Genomic DNA, 15,718 nt, shown 5'->3' on the forward strand with positions numbered 1-15,718 from the left:
CAGTAGTGAACGCGCGCTGTCGGTGCCGATAAATCTTTGAAATAAATGCGGGATGCGGAGCGTTACTGGCTACGCACTTCGCGCACCCAAGCGACAATGTTGCGTCGCGCTTCCTCGTCCATTTGTACAGCATTTGGCGGGGGCATGGCGTGGCTCACGCCCGCTTGGAGATAGATCTGGTCCGCATGACGCGCAACGTCGCCGGGGGTCTCAAGGTAGACCCCCTTTGGCGCCCACTGCATATTGCCCCAGACTGGTTCTCGGGCATGGCACATAGAGCAATTGCCGATGACGGTATCGTAAGCGCTCTCGAACCCCTCAGCAGAGGCATAGGCCTGCTCATATGCCGTCAGATCTCGGGCTTCTGCGTCCTCCCATGTCTCCCCCGTTCTGATGGTGGAAAGCCATGCGATCAAAACCATAAGCAGCACGGTCACCGCCCAAGTCCAATGCGGACCGGAACCGGTTTTGTGCATCGTGTTGAAGTAGTGGCGAATGGTGACACCGGTCAAAAAGATCAGGCTTGCGATGATCCAGCTGAACTCTGTTCCAAATGCCAGCGGATAATGGTTCGACAGCATCAGGAACACCACCGGCAAGGTAAGGTAGTTGTTGTGGGTCGAGCGCACCTTGGCGATCTTGCCGTATTTCGCGTCAGGTGTGCGACCGGCCTTAAGGTCTTCGACAACGACCCGTTGGTTGGGCATGATCTGGAAAAACACATTGGCGGTCATGATCGTCGCCGTGAAAGCGCCGAGATGCAGCAACGCCGCCCTGCCGGTGAAAATTTGGTTGTATCCCCATGACATGATCACAAGGATTACGAACAAAAGCAGCATCAGAACTGTAGGGTGGTTGGCCAATTTGGATTTGCACATCGCATCATAGAGCAACCAGCCAATCGTCAGGGAGCCGCCGGAGATCAGGATGCCCTGAAACAGCGAAATATCGGCTTTGGTGGGGTCGAGTAGGAACAATTCACCGCCGACCCAGTAGATGATCATCAAGAGCGCCGCCCCTGACAACCAAGTGCTGTAGCTTTGCCATTTGTGCCATGTCAGGTGCTCTGGCATCCGGGCGGGCGCGACCAGATATTTGACTGTGTGATAAAAACCCCCGCCATGTACTTCCCATTCTTCGCCGTAGGCGCCGTCGGGCAGGGCGTCGTTTGGTTTAAGCATTAGATCGAGCGCGATAAAATAGAACGACGCACCGATCCACGCCATTGCAGTGATCACATGTAGCCAGCGGACGCTGAACGCGATCCAGTCCCACAGAATTGCCAAATCGTACATGGCTGGTCTCCTTAGATTCGAATTTTCTAACACCCTAGGCGAGACGGGTTTGTTCTGGTATCGCCGTAAAGGACCAAGCAGCATCAAAAAAGACAGAATAATGTCCTACTTCGATAACATCCGCACTTTTGTGCGCGTCTATGAACTGGGCAGCATGTCTGCCGCGGGGCGGGATTTGCGGATATCTCCAGCTGTTACGTCATCACGGATTTCACAATTAGAAGAACGGCTTGGCGTCAGACTTTTTCAACGGACGACACGCAGTCTATCCCCGACCGAGCAGGGCAAGTCGTTCTACCGCGGGGCGACTGAAATCCTCGAAGCCGTCGAAAGCGCCGAGGCGCAGATCGTCAACATCACCGAGAACCTGAAAGGATCGCTCTATGTTGCGGCGCCTTTAGGTGTCGGTCGTAGGTTAATCGCCCCGCAGGTCCCGGGTTTCTTGAAGAACTATCCCGAAGTCAGCGTGAGGTTGCGTTTGTCCGACCGGAAAGTGGACTTGACCACAGAGGGTCTGGATTTGGCATTCTTTCTGGGGCAGCCCGAGGACAGCAATCTGCGCATCCGAAAAATTGCAGACGTGGAGCGGGTGCTCTGCGCATCGCCGGACTATATTGCGCGCCGTGGCATGCCCGACAGCGGAAGCGCGCTGGTGGCGGAGGGACATGAATGCCTGAGCCTTCGCTTTCCGGGGGCGACCGAATTTCAATGGCGGCTAACGACACCGGACGGCCCCAAGCGATTTCGTGTCTCGGGGCGCTATGAGTCAGATGACGGGGACGTGCTCACCGATTGGGCACTTGCCGGTCATGGCGTCGCAATGAAGCCGGTTTTCGAAATTGCAGAACACTTGCGGACCGGCGCTTTGGTGCCTGTCGCTGAAAAGACGCCTCCCGAGCCGATTCAGATGGCGTGCCTATTTACGCATCGTCGTAGACAGGACCCGAAAACGCGCCTTTTCATGGAGTTCATGGTTGATCGCATCGCCGCGACAATCTAGCGAAGCAATCAGTGGGTCGAAGCCTCAGCTTCCGCGATATGTTGAGTATCCGAAAGGAGAAAGCAACAAGGGCACGTGGTAGTGCGATTGCTCGGACATCCCAAAGCGGATCGGTATGACGCCTAGAAACCGGGGGTCTTCAGGCGGCGTGCCGCTTGCATCCAGATAAGGGCCTGCGTGGAACACCAGTTCATATTCGCCCACTTCGAACTCTGCTTCAGGCAGGATTTGTTCGTCAGTGCGCCCGTCGTTGTTCGTCGTAAGCGTTTTCAACAGATGCCGTTCAACACCGCTGATGCGAAACAATTCAATTTTCAGCCCTTCGGCGGGGCACCCAAGGGCGGTGTCGAGGACATGGGTTGTAAGATAGCCAGCCATTTTTAACTTCTCCTGAAACGCTGTCTGTTTCTAGGCTGAATGCCTTTAAGTGACAAATCTCCACTAACAGAAGGCTCCTTTAAAATTTTTTTGAAAAACAGATCCATTTTTCCTGTTTAGGTTGGGTTTTAGAAGAAAAGGAATATTTGCGTGAAACGTTACCCAAGAGATATGACCGGCTATGGTGGCGCTGTACCAGCGGCGCAATGGCCGAATGGCGCAAAAATCGCCGTTCAGATCGTGCTGAACTATGAAGAAGGTGGGGAAAACAATATTCTCCACGGTGATGCTGCGTCTGAAGCGTTCCTATCGGAAATCACCGGGGCCGCTCCCTGGCAGGGTCAACGCCATTGGAACATGGAATCGATCTATGAATACGGCAGCCGCGCCGGGTTCTGGCGTGTTCACAAACTGCTCAAAAACACGCCAATTACTGTTTATGGTGTAGCAACCGCTCTTATGCGGGCGCCCCAGCAGCTCAAGGCGATGAAGGAGGCGGGCTGGGAGATTGCCAGCCATGGTCTGAAATGGATCGAACACAAGGATATGGAGCCGCAGGAAGAGCGCGCCCAGATCCGCGAGGCAATCCGCCTGCATACCGAAGTGGTGGGGGAGGCCCCGCGCGGCTGGTACACCGGACGCTGCTCCATGAACACTGTGGACCTTGCCGCCGAGGAGGGCGATTTCGCCTATATCGCCGACAGCTATGCTGATGATTTGCCCTACTGGGTGCGGGCTGGTGGTAAGGACCAGTTGATCGTGCCTTACACGATGGACTGCAACGACATGCGTTTCGCGATTCAAGCGGGATACACGAACGGTGATCAGTTTGAGAGCTATCTCAAGGATAGCTTTGACATGCTCTATGCCGAGGGGGCCGAAGGCGCGCCCAAGATGCTTTCGATCGGTTTGCACTGTCGTCTTATCGGGCGTCCGGGCCGCGCAATGGCGTTGAAGCGCGCCTTGGAACATTTCGCGAAACACGACGGCGTCTGGTTCGCCACAAGGGAACAGATCGCCGATCACTGGGCAAGCCTGCACCCGCCTGCCGAGGGGACCGCGCCATCTGATATGGACAGGGGAACCTTTGTCGCGGAATTTGGTGGCATGTTCGAACACAGCCCTTGGATTGCCGAGGGTGCCTTTGATCTTGAGCTTGGTGCGACCCATGACAATGCAGCAGGCATTCACAACGCACTGGCGCGTGTGTTCCGTAACGCATCCGAAGAACAGCGGCTGGGTGTGCTGACCGCCCACCCTGACTTGGCGGGAAAACTGGCGGCAGCCGGGCGCCTCACAAAGGAAAGCACTGCCGAACAGGCGGGTGCCGGACTGGATTTGCTGACCGACGAAGAACGGGAGACCTTCCAGAACCTCAACGCTGAATACGTTGAGCGGCACGGCTTTCCTTTCATCATCGCCGTGAAGGATAACACCAAATCGAGCATTCTTGAGGCATTTCACCGCCGTATCAAAAATGACCGCGATACCGAGTTCTCCGAAGCCTGCCGACAGGTTGAGCGAATTGCAGAACTGCGCCTGATTGAGAGGTTTGCATCATGAACAACGTTTTGACGGCAACCACAATTAATTCCGATGCCATTGCGGGGCTAGCAGAACTGATCGATGCATCAGACACGCCCGACAAGTTCATAAACCAAGGGCGTTGCGGACGTTTTCATGATCGGGCGACCCTCGACGTTGATGGTCGCGTAGGGGTCAGCGTCTTTCAATCCACATCGTTCTCCATGCCTTTCAAAATGGAAATGATGGAGCGTCATCCTTTGGGCAGCCAAGCTTTTCTGCCGATGCAGGAAGGCGAATATCTGGTCGTGCTAGCCGAAGATAAAGACGGTGCTCCGGTTGCGCCCCGGGCCTTTATTGCTGGGCCGGGGCAGGGCGTAAACATCGGGCGCAACGTCTGGCACGGGGTTTTGTGTCCGCTGTCCGATCCGGGGCTTTTCATGGTCGTCGACCGCGTCAGCGAGGGGCCAAATCTGGAGGAACATTGGTTCGATGAGCCATTCATCATCGAGCGATAATAAATAACTCGGCAAAAAAAGCGCCGGCTCACGCATCCATAGGGAGGGACAATTATAATGTCTGATGCATCCATCGGAACGCCGGACCAACTCCGCGATCCAAATTACACCCCGCCGCTCACAAAAGCGGTGCCGCTGGGGATCCAGCACGTGCTGGCTATGTTCGTATCGAACGTCACTCCGGCGATCATCGTGTGCGGCGCTGCAGGTTTCGGCTTTGGCTCAAACAGCCCTGATTTCCCGCAAATGATCTACATGATACAGATGTCCATGTTCTTTGCCGGGGTCGCGACGCTGTTTCAGTCGATCGGCGTAGGTCCGATTGGCGCGCGTTTGCCGATCGTGCAGGGGACATCGTTTGCCTTTATTCCAATCATGATCCCGCTTGTCGCCGGGAAGGGCGTGGACGCGATTGCGGTCCTGATGGGGGGTATCGTCGCCGGTGGCCTGTTCCACGCCTTTTTGGGGCTATTCATCGGGAGACTTCGTTTTGCACTGCCGCCGTTGGTCACTGGCTTGGTCGTGACCATGATTGGCCTGGCTCTGGTCAAGGTCGGTGTTCAATATGCGGCAGGGGGTGTGCCTGCAATCGGCACCGAAGAATACGGCTCCGGGCTCAACTGGTTCATGGCAGGTACCGTGATTTTGGTGACCCTCGGCCTGAAGTTCTTTACCCGCGGCATGCTTTCTGTGTCGGCCGTTCTGATCGGCCTTTTGGTTGGCTATGTCGTCGCCTTTGCGCTTGGTCAGGTCAATCTTGGCAATGTAGGTCAAGCGGCAAGCTTTGCGCTGCCGAACCCGCTACACTTTGGCATCGAATTCTCGGCCGCCGCGGTCATCGGCTTTTGTGCCATGTCTTTCGTCTCGGCCATCGAAACTGTTGGCGATGTTTCCGGGATCACCAAAGGGGGCGCAGGCCGCGAGGCGAGCGACCGCGAAATCCAAGGGGCGACCTATGCAGATGGGATCGGCACGGCCATCTCGGGCATGTTCGGCGCGCTGCCCAATACGTCGTTCAGTCAGAACGTAGGTCTCATCGCCATGACGGGTGTGATGAGCCGGATGGTCGTTACAATCGGGGCGATTTTTCTGATCATATGCGGTCTTGTTCCCAAAATCGGTGCGGTGATCTCTTCGATCCCGATCGAAGTGCTGGGCGGTGGTGTCATCGTGATGTTCGGCATGGTGGTCGCGGCTGGTATCTCGATGCTGTCCGATGTGAACTGGAACCGTCGCAACATGGTCATTTTTGCCATCGCGCTGTCACTTGGTCTGGGCCTGCAGCTTGAGCCGGATGCGCTTCAGTATCTGCCGGGCACGCTGAAAGTCCTAGGGACTTCGGGCATTCTGCCTGCGGCCCTCATCGCCATCGTTCTTAATCTGGTACTGCCCGAGGAGCTTTCGGGTGAAGCCACCGAGGAAGTCTCTGGCGGTATGGCAGGACAAGGGAGCGGATCACTCGCGCAGAGTGACCGCGTCTGATGTCGCTTTCGCGGTGAGATGATTGCTGCGGAATAGGAATAGCAAATGCGGCGCAGGTCTCTGCGCCGCATTTTTTTCGTGGGTAACTGCTAGGGCTGGAAGAAGTGCGCGCCGAGATCGCCGGGTTCATTTCGGGACTTGGCCAGCCCGACGGAGAGCAGCGTCAAAGGGGGCGGCTCAAACAGATAAAGGATATATGGGGGTTTCAAAACACTAGGCGATGCCACCTCCAAAGGCCGCAACGATAGCTGCACCTGTGCCAGCGTGCAGCTCGCCTGCGCTGGTTTGCCCAAGGTTCAGACATCGCTCACAGAGCGGGGCCCTCATCTGAAATACATCTTCAACCTTTCAGAGGTGCGTCATTCCCGGCAGATCATCGGCTTCTCGCCGCGAGGCGTTCCGCCATTTCAAGCATGCGTGCTGAGAAGCCCCATTCGTTGTCGTACCAGCCAAAAACGCGCAGCTGGCGCTGTTCGATTGATTGCGTTTCGGGAAGGGCGATCACCAGAGATTCAGGGCGGCTCCGAAAATCGGTCGAAACACAGGGGTCTTCTGTCAGACCAATGAGGGTCGAGTCTGCAAAGGCTTCGCGCAAGAACTCGACAAAAGAACCTTCGGGCTTTTCCAAGATTTGCAGCGTCGCATCGATTGCCGAAACTGAGATGCAGGGAACCCGGACGGCGCTGACACTGAGGCGTCCGTGAAATTCTGGCAAGACGTTAAAGATTTGATTAAGCGCGCTGGTTGTTGTCGGAACCATTGAGACAGCAGCAGCACGGCTTCTTTCAAGACTGGCACCGGGCTGGTCAACAGTCGGTTGGCTCCCGGTGTAGCAATGAATGGTCGTGACATGTGCTCTGGAAATTCCAAGCCCTAGATCAATCGTGCGGAGGAGGGGGGTGATCGCATTGGTCGTACAAGACGCATTGGACACGATCCGCGCATCGCCAAGTTCTTGTTCGTTGGCGCCTAAGACAACCGTCTGGTCGGCGACCTCGGACGGGCCGGAAATCAGAATATTCGATGCCCCAGCGTCGATGCCTGCTTCTGCAAAGTCTCTATCCTTGACCCTTCCGGTGCATTCCAAAACAACATCCACACCGCGTAAATCCAAGGCCCGCAGGTCCGGTTCGCAGGTAAATGGGATGGGGCGACCGCCAATTGTTATCTGGCGATCTCCCGTTTCCACTTGGAGGGGTAAAGGACCGAAAACACTGTCGTAGCGCAGCAGGTACGCGCAAGTTTCGAGTGGCGCGATATCGTTGATGCCAACGACTTTGACGGCGGACTGGCTTTCATTTTGTAAAATCTGGCGCAACAAAGTCCTGCCGATGCGACCAAAACCGTTGATAAAGACACTTAGCTGGCGGGTCACGTTCAAGCTCCGTACATCAGGAAAAGGGCGGGCAGCCAGGCAGTCAGCACGCCGCTTAGGAGTGTGGCAACTGCTGTTTGATCTTGAACCGGTTTCTTCAACGTCAAAGTGACGAAATACATGAACCAAAGACCCGACCAAATAAGCCAGCAAATGCCCAGCCAGATATCAATGAATTTCGCTGCAGAGGCGAGGGCTAAAAAGGCCTGAGGCAACACGGAAAGAGAGACAAACAGGCTGAACCATCCCAAACCGCGGCCATCGGCGCCATTCAACCGGTTAACCGCCACCCAAAGGTAGGTCGCGCTGAACAGCAGCGTCAGGGCAACAGAGCGGATTTCATCCCCGGTCGTGGCGCGCACGAGTGACACAGCGGCGACTGTGGCGGTAATTGCCGCTGTGGCAAAGTTGATGACAACAATCTCTCGATTCGAGATGCGCCCAGACATCCAAAGACCATTCAACACAAGAACTGCCCCCACAAACAGCAGGGATATTGGCAAAAACATGAAACCTACCGTTTGTGCGCTGAAAGAAAGTCTTTCGGTTTCTGGGCCAGTTCAATGCGTCTTGGCTTAGAAGTCCACGTCGATTGCGACGCCCTGTTCAACGGCCAAATCAACGACTTTGGCCGCCACCGCGAGGTCCTGAAGGCCCACGCCGGTCCCGTCGAACAGTGTGATTTGATGATCCGACGTGCGACCCGGATTGGTCCCATTGATGACCGCGCCAAGCTGGGCGACATCCGTGTCCTTGATAAGCCCTTCAGCAATGGCATGTTGCGCCTCGCCGATGCTCACGGACTGGGCGACCTCATCGGTGAACACCGAGGCGCGTGCCAGCAAGGCCGCTTCGACCTCCTGTTTGCCTTTGGTGTCGGTGCCCATACATGCGATATGGGTTCCGGGGCTGACGTGATCGGCCATCAAAGACGGTGAAAAGGCGGAGGTGATCGAGATGATGACGTCGGCTTCGGTCATGCCGGGCAGATCGACGGCTTCAAAGGGAACCCCAGCCTCATGCGCGACTTTCTCGATATTGGGTAGCATCTCTGGGTGGTAGTTCCAGCCGATCACCTTCTCGAACTTTCGCTGCTCCAATGCGGCACGTAGCTGGAAGGTGGCTTGGTGGCCTGCGCCTACCATGCCGATGACGGTCGCGTTTTCACGTGCCAAGTGTTTGATTGAAACCGACGAAGCCGCCGCCGTACGCAACGCTGTCAGCAAATTGCCACCGACCATCGCTTTGACCTTGCCGGTGTCAGGATCGAACAGGAATACGGTGGACTGGTGGTTGATAAGGTTGCGTTTTTCAAGATTGTTTGGCCAGTATCCACCGGCCTTCAATCCCAAGCTCAACCCGGCGCGATCAAATCCGCCTTTGAACCCGTAAAGCGCATCTTCGTGCCCAATCGCTTCGCGTACGACGGGGAAGTTGTAGGCGTCGCCGGAGGCCATTGCGGCAAAGACTTTCTCGATAGCATCAAAAGCTGCCTCGCGGGTCATTAGGTTGGCGATCTCACGTTCAGGTACGATCAGCATGTGTCTCTCCAAATATTTCGTTTCAGAAGACTCCGAGAAGTTCGCCAATGGCTTGAGAACGTCGCGCCGCAGGTTGGGGCGGAAAAGAGTATTCTGACACGCTTCAAATCAGTTCGCCCATGTGCCCGCCGGAAGCAGACACATGGGGCAGTTGTCTTACATCGCTAGATCAGTAGGCGTGACCGCGTGCCGAAACTGGCCAGAGGCATTCAACCTTGCCGTTCCGAACACCAACATACCAATCATGGACGTTGGCGGTCGGATCGCAGTGACCCGGAACCAGCTTCAGCTTGTCGTTGACCTTCAACGCGCCGTTTGGGTCCATCACCACCCCATGCTCGTCCGAACACTTGATATATTCGACATCATCGCGCCCGTAGATCACTGGCAATCCGCTATCAACGGATTGAGCCTTGAGGCCAGCGTCGACGATCGCCTTGTCCGCCTTTGCATGGCTCATGACGCTTGTGAGGATGAAAAAGGCGTTCTCCCATTCCCCTTGGTCGATGCGTTTGCCGTCTTTGTCGAGGATGCGCCCATAGTCCGCGTCCATGAAGGCATAGGAGCCGCACTGCAGTTCGTTATACACACCCGAGTTGGACTCGAAGTAGTAGGAGCCAGTGCCGCCACCGCCGACGATGTCACAGTCCAAACCTTCTGCCTTCAACGTATCGACCGCATCTTTGACCATCGCCACGGCGATATCGATTTTCGCCTTGCGTTCGTCATAGCTGTCGAGGTGCTGCATTGCGCCTTGATAGGCTTGCAGGCCGGAAAACTTAAGCCCCTCGGCACCGTCGATGGCCTTGGCAATCGCCACCACGTCACGCGTGGTGGTCACACCGCAGCGCCCCGCGCCACAATCGATTTCGACAAGACATTCGATCTCGGTGCCATGTTTTTGCGCCGCCGATGACAGATCAGCCACATTGGCAAGGTCGTCAACGCAACAGATCGTGCGGGCGCCAAGCTTGGGCAGACGGGCGAGGCGGTCGATTTTGGCGGGATCGCGTACTTGGTTCGAGACGAGGATATCTTTGATGCCGCCCCGCGCAAAGACTTCGGCCTCTGAGACTTTTTGGCAGCAGACACCGCATGCACCGCCGAGCTTTTCTTGAAGCCTTTGGACATCGACCGACTTGTGCATCTTGCCATGGGTCCGGTGGCGCATGCCGTGCGCCTTGGCGTAGTCTCCCATTTTCTTGATGTTGCGCTCCAGCGCGTCAAGATCAAGCACAAGGCTCGGGGTTTGGATGTCGGCCTCGTCCATGCCCGGTTTTGCCGGGATATCGTAGCCCACTTCGAATTCGTCGAGATTGGTCATATCTTTCATGTCCGTGCTCCTTCGTTTTTCAGTCGATATTTGAGATCAGGCGGCGTTCAGCCACGGCAGCTTGTCGAGGTCGACATTGCCGCCCGTGATGATCAGGCCGACGCGCTTGCCCCTAAAGGCTTCGGGGTTCTTGAGAACTGTCGCAAGCGGCACTGCAGAGGATGGCTCCATGACCACGCGCAGATGCTTCCAGGTCAGCTTCATCGCCTCAATGATCTCTTGCTCGGATGCCGTGTAGATTTCGGACACGTGGTTTGAGACAAAATGCCAAGTCAGGTCCTTGAGCGGGACCAGAAGCCCGTCGGCAATGGTCTTTGGGGCATCGTCGGCGATAATATGGCCCGCCTTGAAGCTGCGGTAAGCGTCGTCTGCCTGTTCAGGCTCGGCCGCGATGATATGAGTTTCGGGCGCGAGGGTCGCGAGGGTGAGGCAGGTGCCCGATATCATGCCGCCACCACCAATTGGCGCCACCACAGCATCAAGACCATCCGTCTGCTCAATGAATTCTTTCGAACATGTGCCCTGTCCGGCGATCACTCGGGGATCGTTGTAGGGGTGTACGAAATCGCCCCCTGTCGCAGCTTGCACCTCGGCAAAGGTCGCCTCACGGGAACTGGTCGACGGCTCGCATTCGGTAATGACACCGCCAAAACGGCGCACCGTATCCTTCTTTGCCTGAGGGGCTGTGCGGGGCATCACCACGTTGCATGGAATGCCGCGCTTCATAGCGGCATAAGACAGGCAGGATGCATGGTTGCCTGAGGAATGTGTTGCGACGCCTTTGGCCGCCTGCTCCTCGCTAAGCCCGAACACCGCGTTCGAGGCGCCCCTCACCTTAAAGGCACCCGGCTCTTGAAAGTTCTCGCATTTGAAGAACAGCTCGCAACCGGCAAGTTCGTTGAGGTAGTCCGAGGTGCGGATCGGCGTGCGGCGAATATAGGGGCCGATCCGCGCGTGGGCGTCCAACATGTCCTCGTACGTCGGGATGTACATCTGGTAATCCTTCATCACGCCGCGTCTTTTTGCGCTGCCGCGGTATGGCCGCGATAGTATTCTTGGGCCGCCGCGACCCCGGAGCCGAGTTTGATGTCCAATCCAAGATCGACCATGCACATTTCTGCGGTCGCGATGCCGGAGAGTGCCATGACATCCGTCAGGCTGCCGAGGTGGCCAATCCGGAAGACCTTGCCCGCGACCTCACCGAGCCCCACGCCAAAGGCCACGCCATACTTGTTGGCGGCATGTGTCACGATATCGGTTGCGTTGAAGTCTTCGGGCGTCCGAATGGCACTGACAGTGTCAGAGTAAACCGAAGGGTCCGTGGCGCAAAGATCAAGGCCCCAAGCGCCCACCGCCGCGCGCACACCCTCCGCAATCCGGAAGTGCCGGGCAAACACGTTCTCCAGACCTTCGGTCAGCAGCATGTTGCAGGCTTGGTTCAGACCGTTCAGCAGTCCCACAGCAGGCGTATAGGGATAGGCGTTGTTCGCGTAGCCTTTGGCCATGTCGTGTACGTCGAAAAACGTGCGGGGCAGAGAGGCGGTTTTGGTGGCCTCCATCGCCTTGGGTGAGAAGCCAACGATGGCGAGACCAGCGGGCAGCATGAAGCCTTTTTGTGACCCGGTCACGGCAACATCCACGCCCCATTCGTCGAAACGGAAATCCATTGAGGCAATCGACGAAACACCATCCACCAACAGCATCGCTGGATGGCCCGATGCGTCCAGCGCACGGCGCACGGCCGCAATGTCTGATTTCACGCCGGTGGCTGTTTCATTATGCGTGGCAAGAACGGCCTTGATCTCATGGCTTTTGTCAGCGGTCAGGATCTCTTCGTAGCGATCCGCTGGGATCCCTGCGCCCCATGCGGTTTCGACTGTCTGCACAGCAAGACCATGACGCTGGCACATATCGATCCAACGATGGCTGAACATGCCGTTGCGTGCCGCAAGCACTTTGTCACCCGATGAGAGCGTATTGGTCAGCGCAGTTTCCCACCCCCCCCGTGCCGGTGGACGGAAAAATGAAGATTTCTGCGTTGTCGCTTTTGAGGATCTTACGAACACTTGCGCGAGCGGGATGTAGAATTTGCCCAAACAGCGGTGACCGGTGGTCGATCGTAGGCATGTCGCAAGCCTTGCGCAGGCTCTCGGGAATGTTGGTCGGGCCCGGGATGAAAACGGGATTTTGAAAGCTCATGGACGGTCTCCTTCCGTTGTTGGCTTCACAATAGACGGAACCAGCGCGAACCGATATTTTTTTGAAATAGGGTTTCAGTTTTTGGGTTCATGCGTAAAGATGAATGTTGTCAGTGCGTTATATTTTTCACATGGTGATTTCGGCTTTCACATAGAAACGAAAGGTTCTTATGGAATCTCAAGACAATGGTTCAGGAACTGGTCGGAAAGCACGCGGAAGGCCCCGTGGCTGGACGGACAAGACCGCGCAGAACACGATCAAATCGCTCGACCGGGCCATGGAGGTGTTCGAGTATCTCAGCGAAGCGCAGGGCAAGCCGCTCTCTAAGCTGGCAGATGAGATGCGCCAATCGCCAGCGACCGTCTACCGTATCCTTGTAACCCTTGAGGGCAGGGGGCTGGTCGAATTCGATCACGAAGAGCAGGTTTGGTACATTGGTCCGCGCGCGTTTGTGATCGGCGCGCGTTTCCTTCGGCGCACAAGTCTTGTCGATCGAGCGCGACCCATCATGCGAAAGCTGATGGAAACGACCGGTGAAACAGCTAATATCGGCGTCGGAAAAGAAGAGGCGGTCCTTTTTCTGAGCCAAGTGGAGACACATGCGAACATCCGCGCCTTTTTCCCGCCCGGCAGCCTTTCTCCGATGCATGCATCCGGCATTGGCAAGGCGTTGCTCGCATATATGGATCCTGAGCGTTTGGACAAACTACTCTCGAAGGGGCAGATGACGCGGTTTACCGCACATACGATCATCGATCCGACGGCCCTGCGCCAGAATCTCGAAGCCATTCGGGAAAGCGGCTTTTCAGTTGATAATGAAGAGAGGAACGAAGGCATGCGCTGTATCGCGGCGCCGGTATTCGACATGAATGGCGAAGCTGTCGCGGGAATCTCGATATCCGGGCCAACAAGCAGGGTCGGCGTGTCCGAGGTCGAAGAATTGAGCCGCCCCGTCATCAAGGCGGCTCACCAATTGAGCCTCGCAATCGGGGGCAGCGTTACTCGGCCGCAGCCTTGAGGCGCTGATGTTGAGGGTATGACGCGGCGCCGGGACGGAGCGCCATATGGCGATTTACGTCCTTGTAAAGCAGGTACCGGAACCGCCCCGGGCCACCCGCATAGCATGCCTGGGGGCAAAAAGCGCGGAGCCACATGTAATCGCCAGCCTCGACCTCGACCCAATCATTGTTCAGATTGTAGACGGCTTTGCCCTCCAACACATAGAGCCCGTGCTCCATCACATGTGTCTCAAGAAAGGGGATAACGCCGCCCGGTTCGAATGTCACAATCGTGACATGCATGTCGTGGCGCAGGTCGGACGGATCGACAAAGCGGGTCGTCGACCATTTGCCATCTGTGCCCGGCATGGGCGTCGGTTCGATGTCGTTTTCGTTCAGGACCAACACATCGGGCATATCCAACCCTTCGACGGCCTCATATGCCTTGCGCACCCAATGGAAGCGCAAGACTTCATCGCCTTCGTTTCGCAGGGTCCAGGCGCTCGACGGGGGCAGGTATGCGTAACCGCCCGGGCTCAGCTCGTAAGTCTCGCCCCCGACACGCAAAGTGGCCGCGCCTTCCACAACGAATAATACGCCCTCGGCTTCCGGATCCAACTCAGCCTTTTCAGAACCGCCTCCGGGCTGTACCTCCATGATGTATTGCGAAAATGTCTCGGCGAAGCCGCTCATCGGGCGCGCGATGACCCACAGGCGCGTATCCTCCCAAAAAGGCAAAAAGCTGGTGACGATATCCCGCATCGTACCTTTTGGGATGACCGCATAGGCATCCTTGAAAACTGCGCGATCAGTGAGAAGCTGCTCTTGCCCGGGATGTCCCCCGTGTGGCGCGAAATATTTGGTGCTCATGGATGCTCCGGAAGAAAAAGACTGTTTATGCGAGGGTATTCGATGCGGCTAGGGGGCGACCACCAGCAAAGTGACGACAACTCTATTCGGTGAGATTTGAAAATAGGCGTGATAGGGCCAATGTCGATTGCTTCAGGTTAGATGTCCGCCTGTTTTCAAGATCGCCAGAGGCGTTCGAGGTGTCGCCCCGGACGTCCATTGAGACACTCAGCATCAGTCCCGGCGGTATTGCCGCTTTCAGCCCATGAAGGCATGAGCTGCCCTTCAATTGGCGTCCGGCTGATTTTCGGGGCGTGCGGCGTCAAAGGCCGGGAGGCGCAGGGCCTCCTTTTCGATCTCAAGCAGCCGCGCGAAGGGTGTCATCTCAACGCCCCACCGGTGGGCGTTGTAAAGCTGCGGGATAAGGCAAAGGTCGCAAAGCAGCGGTTGATCGGCAAAGCTGAATTTCGGGCCGTCCGGCAGCAGCGCTTGATAGGCGTGCAGCCCTTCAGTCATCCAATGGCGCATCCATGCTGTTCCCTCATCCGCGGTCAGCCCGTGATGAGTTTTCAGGTGGCTGACCACCTTGAGGTTGTTGATCGGATGAATGTCCGTCGCGATCACCTGTGCGGCGGCCAGTACCTGAGCCCGCTCAAACGCAGGCTCGGGCAAAAGGGCAGGGTCTGGCGCGATCTCGTTCAGATAGGCCATGATTGCCAGCGATTGGGTCAACGCCCGCCCGTCTTCAAGAAGCAAGGTTGGCACCCCCTTGATGGGGTTCTTGGCCACATAGTCTGGGCTGCGTTGGTCCCCGGCCACGAGGTCCACCGGAACCACACGATAGGGCAGGCCCTTGAGATTCAGCGCTATCCGCACGCGGTAAGATGTGGTCGAGCGCCAGTAGGAATACAGCGTAAGCATCGCGTTATTCATTACCCGGCGTGCCGACCAAGTTTATTTCCATATCCGCCCAGCAGTCGATGTAACCATCCTGAGGCTGTGTCTCTTTTCTGGAAGGCTGGGTATGCACAACTTTGAGCACCGTGCTCATCACTTGAGGCAGGGCATCGGAAAGCGCTTTGGGCTCGAAGTAGTCGCCACCGGGCATATAGCTGGGCCTGTCCCCTCCGCCCGGATTAAACGCGCTTTTGTCAGTGCCAGTCATCAATCTTTCCCCTCCCCTCGATCCTTCATGCGTCGGCCATAAACCATGCCAGAACCGCCGT

The 15,718-nt window shown here is 56.7% G+C and carries 15 protein-coding genes and 1 pseudogene; 5 read left to right on the forward strand and 11 right to left on the reverse strand.

Annotated elements, in window-relative coordinates; genetic code table 11:
- Window positions 1-62: 62 nt before the first annotated feature.
- Window positions 63-1,295, reverse strand: coding sequence for a urate hydroxylase PuuD (locus B5M07_RS04130; protein WP_120350338.1), 1,233 nt, complete (start codon window positions 1,293-1,295; stop codon window positions 63-65).
- A gap of 100 nt (window positions 1,296-1,395) precedes the next feature.
- Here B5M07_RS04130 and B5M07_RS04135 point away from each other — a divergent pair, with 100 nt between their 5' ends.
- Complete coding sequence (locus B5M07_RS04135) at window positions 1,396-2,295, forward strand: LysR family transcriptional regulator (RefSeq protein WP_120350339.1); 900 nt, start codon at window positions 1,396-1,398, stop codon at window positions 2,293-2,295.
- A gap of 24 nt (window positions 2,296-2,319) precedes the next feature.
- On the opposite strand, the gene uraH is transcribed toward B5M07_RS04135, so the two are convergent.
- A complete protein-coding gene (uraH, locus tag B5M07_RS04140) occupies window positions 2,320-2,673 on the reverse strand; it encodes a hydroxyisourate hydrolase (RefSeq protein ID WP_067628535.1) in 354 nt (117 codons plus the stop codon).
- Between the two features lie 150 nt (window positions 2,674-2,823).
- Between uraH and puuE the strand changes: the two genes are divergently transcribed.
- Genes puuE through B5M07_RS04155 form a run of 3 tightly spaced genes read left to right on the forward strand, consistent with a single transcriptional unit; the run spans window position 2,824 to window position 6,197 of the window.
- A complete protein-coding gene (puuE, locus tag B5M07_RS04145) occupies window positions 2,824-4,236 on the forward strand; it encodes an allantoinase PuuE (RefSeq protein ID WP_120350340.1) in 1,413 nt (470 codons plus the stop codon).
- Complete coding sequence (locus B5M07_RS04150) at window positions 4,233-4,715, forward strand: ureidoglycolate lyase (RefSeq protein ID WP_120350341.1); 483 nt, start codon at window positions 4,233-4,235, stop codon at window positions 4,713-4,715. Before puuE ends, B5M07_RS04150 begins: the two co-directional genes overlap by 4 nt.
- 57 nt (window positions 4,716-4,772) lie before the next feature.
- Window positions 4,773-6,197 (forward strand): uracil-xanthine permease family protein, encoded by a 1,425-nt coding sequence (locus B5M07_RS04155; RefSeq protein ID WP_120350342.1) that lies wholly within the window; start codon window positions 4,773-4,775, stop codon window positions 6,195-6,197.
- 373 nt (window positions 6,198-6,570) lie between these two features.
- Here the strand turns inward: B5M07_RS04155 and B5M07_RS04160 are convergent, their stop codons facing one another.
- The 6 genes and pseudogenes from B5M07_RS04160 to bhcA all read right to left on the reverse strand — a co-directional run bounded on the left by B5M07_RS04160 (window position 6,571) and on the right by bhcA (window position 12,645).
- Window positions 6,571-7,572 carry a type I glyceraldehyde-3-phosphate dehydrogenase gene (locus B5M07_RS04160; RefSeq protein WP_120350343.1) on the reverse strand — a complete coding sequence of 334 codons (1,002 nt, stop codon included), beginning with the start codon at window positions 7,570-7,572 and terminating at the stop codon, window positions 6,571-6,573.
- 2 nt (window positions 7,573-7,574) lie between these two features.
- Complete coding sequence (locus B5M07_RS04165; RefSeq protein ID WP_120350344.1) at window positions 7,575-8,081, reverse strand: AmiS/UreI family transporter; 507 nt, start codon at window positions 8,079-8,081, stop codon at window positions 7,575-7,577.
- 66 nt (window positions 8,082-8,147) lie between these two features.
- Window positions 8,148-9,113: an iminosuccinate reductase BhcD gene (bhcD, locus tag B5M07_RS04170; protein ID WP_120350345.1), complete on the reverse strand. Its 966-nt coding sequence runs from the start codon at window positions 9,111-9,113 to the stop codon at window positions 8,148-8,150.
- Window positions 9,114-9,282: 169 nt separating this feature from the next.
- Window positions 9,283-10,446, reverse strand: a complete 1,164-nt coding sequence (gene bhcC / locus B5M07_RS04175) for a 3-hydroxy-D-aspartate aldolase BhcC (RefSeq protein WP_120350346.1) — start codon at window positions 10,444-10,446, stop codon at window positions 9,283-9,285.
- A gap of 36 nt (window positions 10,447-10,482) precedes the next feature.
- Window positions 10,483-11,454 (reverse strand): beta-hydroxyaspartate dehydratase BhcB, encoded by a 972-nt coding sequence (bhcB, locus tag B5M07_RS04180; RefSeq protein WP_120350347.1) that lies wholly within the window; start codon window positions 11,452-11,454, stop codon window positions 10,483-10,485.
- Window positions 11,454-12,645: pseudogene (gene bhcA / locus B5M07_RS04185) on the reverse strand (L-aspartate--glyoxylate aminotransferase BhcA). The gene bhcB and the pseudogene bhcA overlap by 1 nt, the downstream one beginning before the upstream one ends.
- 169 nt (window positions 12,646-12,814) lie before the next feature.
- On the opposite strand from bhcA, the gene bhcR reads away from it, so the two are divergent.
- The gene (gene bhcR, locus B5M07_RS04190; RefSeq protein ID WP_120350348.1) at window positions 12,815-13,663 is read left to right on the forward strand and encodes an HTH-type transcriptional regulator BhcR; all 849 of its coding nucleotides are present in this window, start codon (window positions 12,815-12,817) and stop codon (window positions 13,661-13,663) included.
- Here the strand turns inward: bhcR and B5M07_RS04195 are convergent.
- The 3 genes from B5M07_RS04195 to B5M07_RS04205 form a co-directional block, all read right to left on the reverse strand.
- On the reverse strand, window positions 13,644-14,513 hold the full coding sequence (locus B5M07_RS04195; RefSeq protein ID WP_120350349.1) for a bifunctional allantoicase/(S)-ureidoglycine aminohydrolase: 870 nt from the start codon (window positions 14,511-14,513) through the stop codon (window positions 13,644-13,646). The two genes, bhcR and B5M07_RS04195, sit on opposite strands and share 20 nt — an antisense overlap.
- Before the next feature lie 264 nt (window positions 14,514-14,777).
- Window positions 14,778-15,413, reverse strand: coding sequence for a maleylacetoacetate isomerase (gene maiA / locus B5M07_RS04200; RefSeq protein ID WP_120350350.1), 636 nt, complete (start codon window positions 15,411-15,413; stop codon window positions 14,778-14,780).
- Window positions 15,414-15,417: 4 nt separating this feature from the next.
- Window positions 15,418-15,657, reverse strand: a complete 240-nt coding sequence (locus tag B5M07_RS04205; protein WP_120350351.1) for a hypothetical protein — start codon at window positions 15,655-15,657, stop codon at window positions 15,418-15,420.
- Between the last annotated feature and the right edge of the window lie 61 nt (window positions 15,658-15,718).

The organism is Sulfitobacter sp. D7 (assembly GCF_003611275.1).
Classification (GTDB): Bacteria; Pseudomonadota; Alphaproteobacteria; order Rhodobacterales; family Rhodobacteraceae; genus Sulfitobacter; species Sulfitobacter profundi.

Bases quoted from the DNA above. Each gene is read 5' to 3' on its own strand.
- uraH (WP_067628535.1), bottom strand. From the start codon at position 2,673: ATGGCTGGCTATCTTACAACCCATGTCCTCGACACCGCCCTTGGGTGC.
- B5M07_RS04195 (WP_120350349.1), bottom strand. From the start codon at position 14,513: ATGAGCACCAAATATTTCGCGCCACACGGGGGACATCCCGGGCAAGAG.
- B5M07_RS04150 (WP_120350341.1), top strand. From the start codon at position 4,233: ATGAACAACGTTTTGACGGCAACCACAATTAATTCCGATGCCATTGCG.
- B5M07_RS04165 (WP_120350344.1), bottom strand. From the start codon at position 8,081: ATGTTTTTGCCAATATCCCTGCTGTTTGTGGGGGCAGTTCTTGTGTTG.
- maiA (WP_120350350.1), bottom strand. From the start codon at position 15,413: ATGCTTACGCTGTATTCCTACTGGCGCTCGACCACATCTTACCGCGTG.
- B5M07_RS04155 (WP_120350342.1), top strand. From the start codon at position 4,773: ATGTCTGATGCATCCATCGGAACGCCGGACCAACTCCGCGATCCAAAT.
- B5M07_RS04135 (WP_120350339.1), top strand. From the start codon at position 1,396: ATGTCCTACTTCGATAACATCCGCACTTTTGTGCGCGTCTATGAACTG.
- B5M07_RS04205 (WP_120350351.1), bottom strand. From the start codon at position 15,657: ATGACTGGCACTGACAAAAGCGCGTTTAATCCGGGCGGAGGGGACAGG.
- B5M07_RS04130 (WP_120350338.1), bottom strand. From the start codon at position 1,295: ATGTACGATTTGGCAATTCTGTGGGACTGGATCGCGTTCAGCGTCCGC.
- bhcC (WP_120350346.1), bottom strand. From the start codon at position 10,446: ATGAAAGATATGACCAATCTCGACGAATTCGAAGTGGGCTACGATATC.
- bhcD (WP_120350345.1), bottom strand. From the start codon at position 9,113: ATGCTGATCGTACCTGAACGTGAGATCGCCAACCTAATGACCCGCGAG.
- bhcB (WP_120350347.1), bottom strand. From the start codon at position 11,454: ATGAAGGATTACCAGATGTACATCCCGACGTACGAGGACATGTTGGAC.
- bhcR (WP_120350348.1), top strand. From the start codon at position 12,815: ATGGAATCTCAAGACAATGGTTCAGGAACTGGTCGGAAAGCACGCGGA.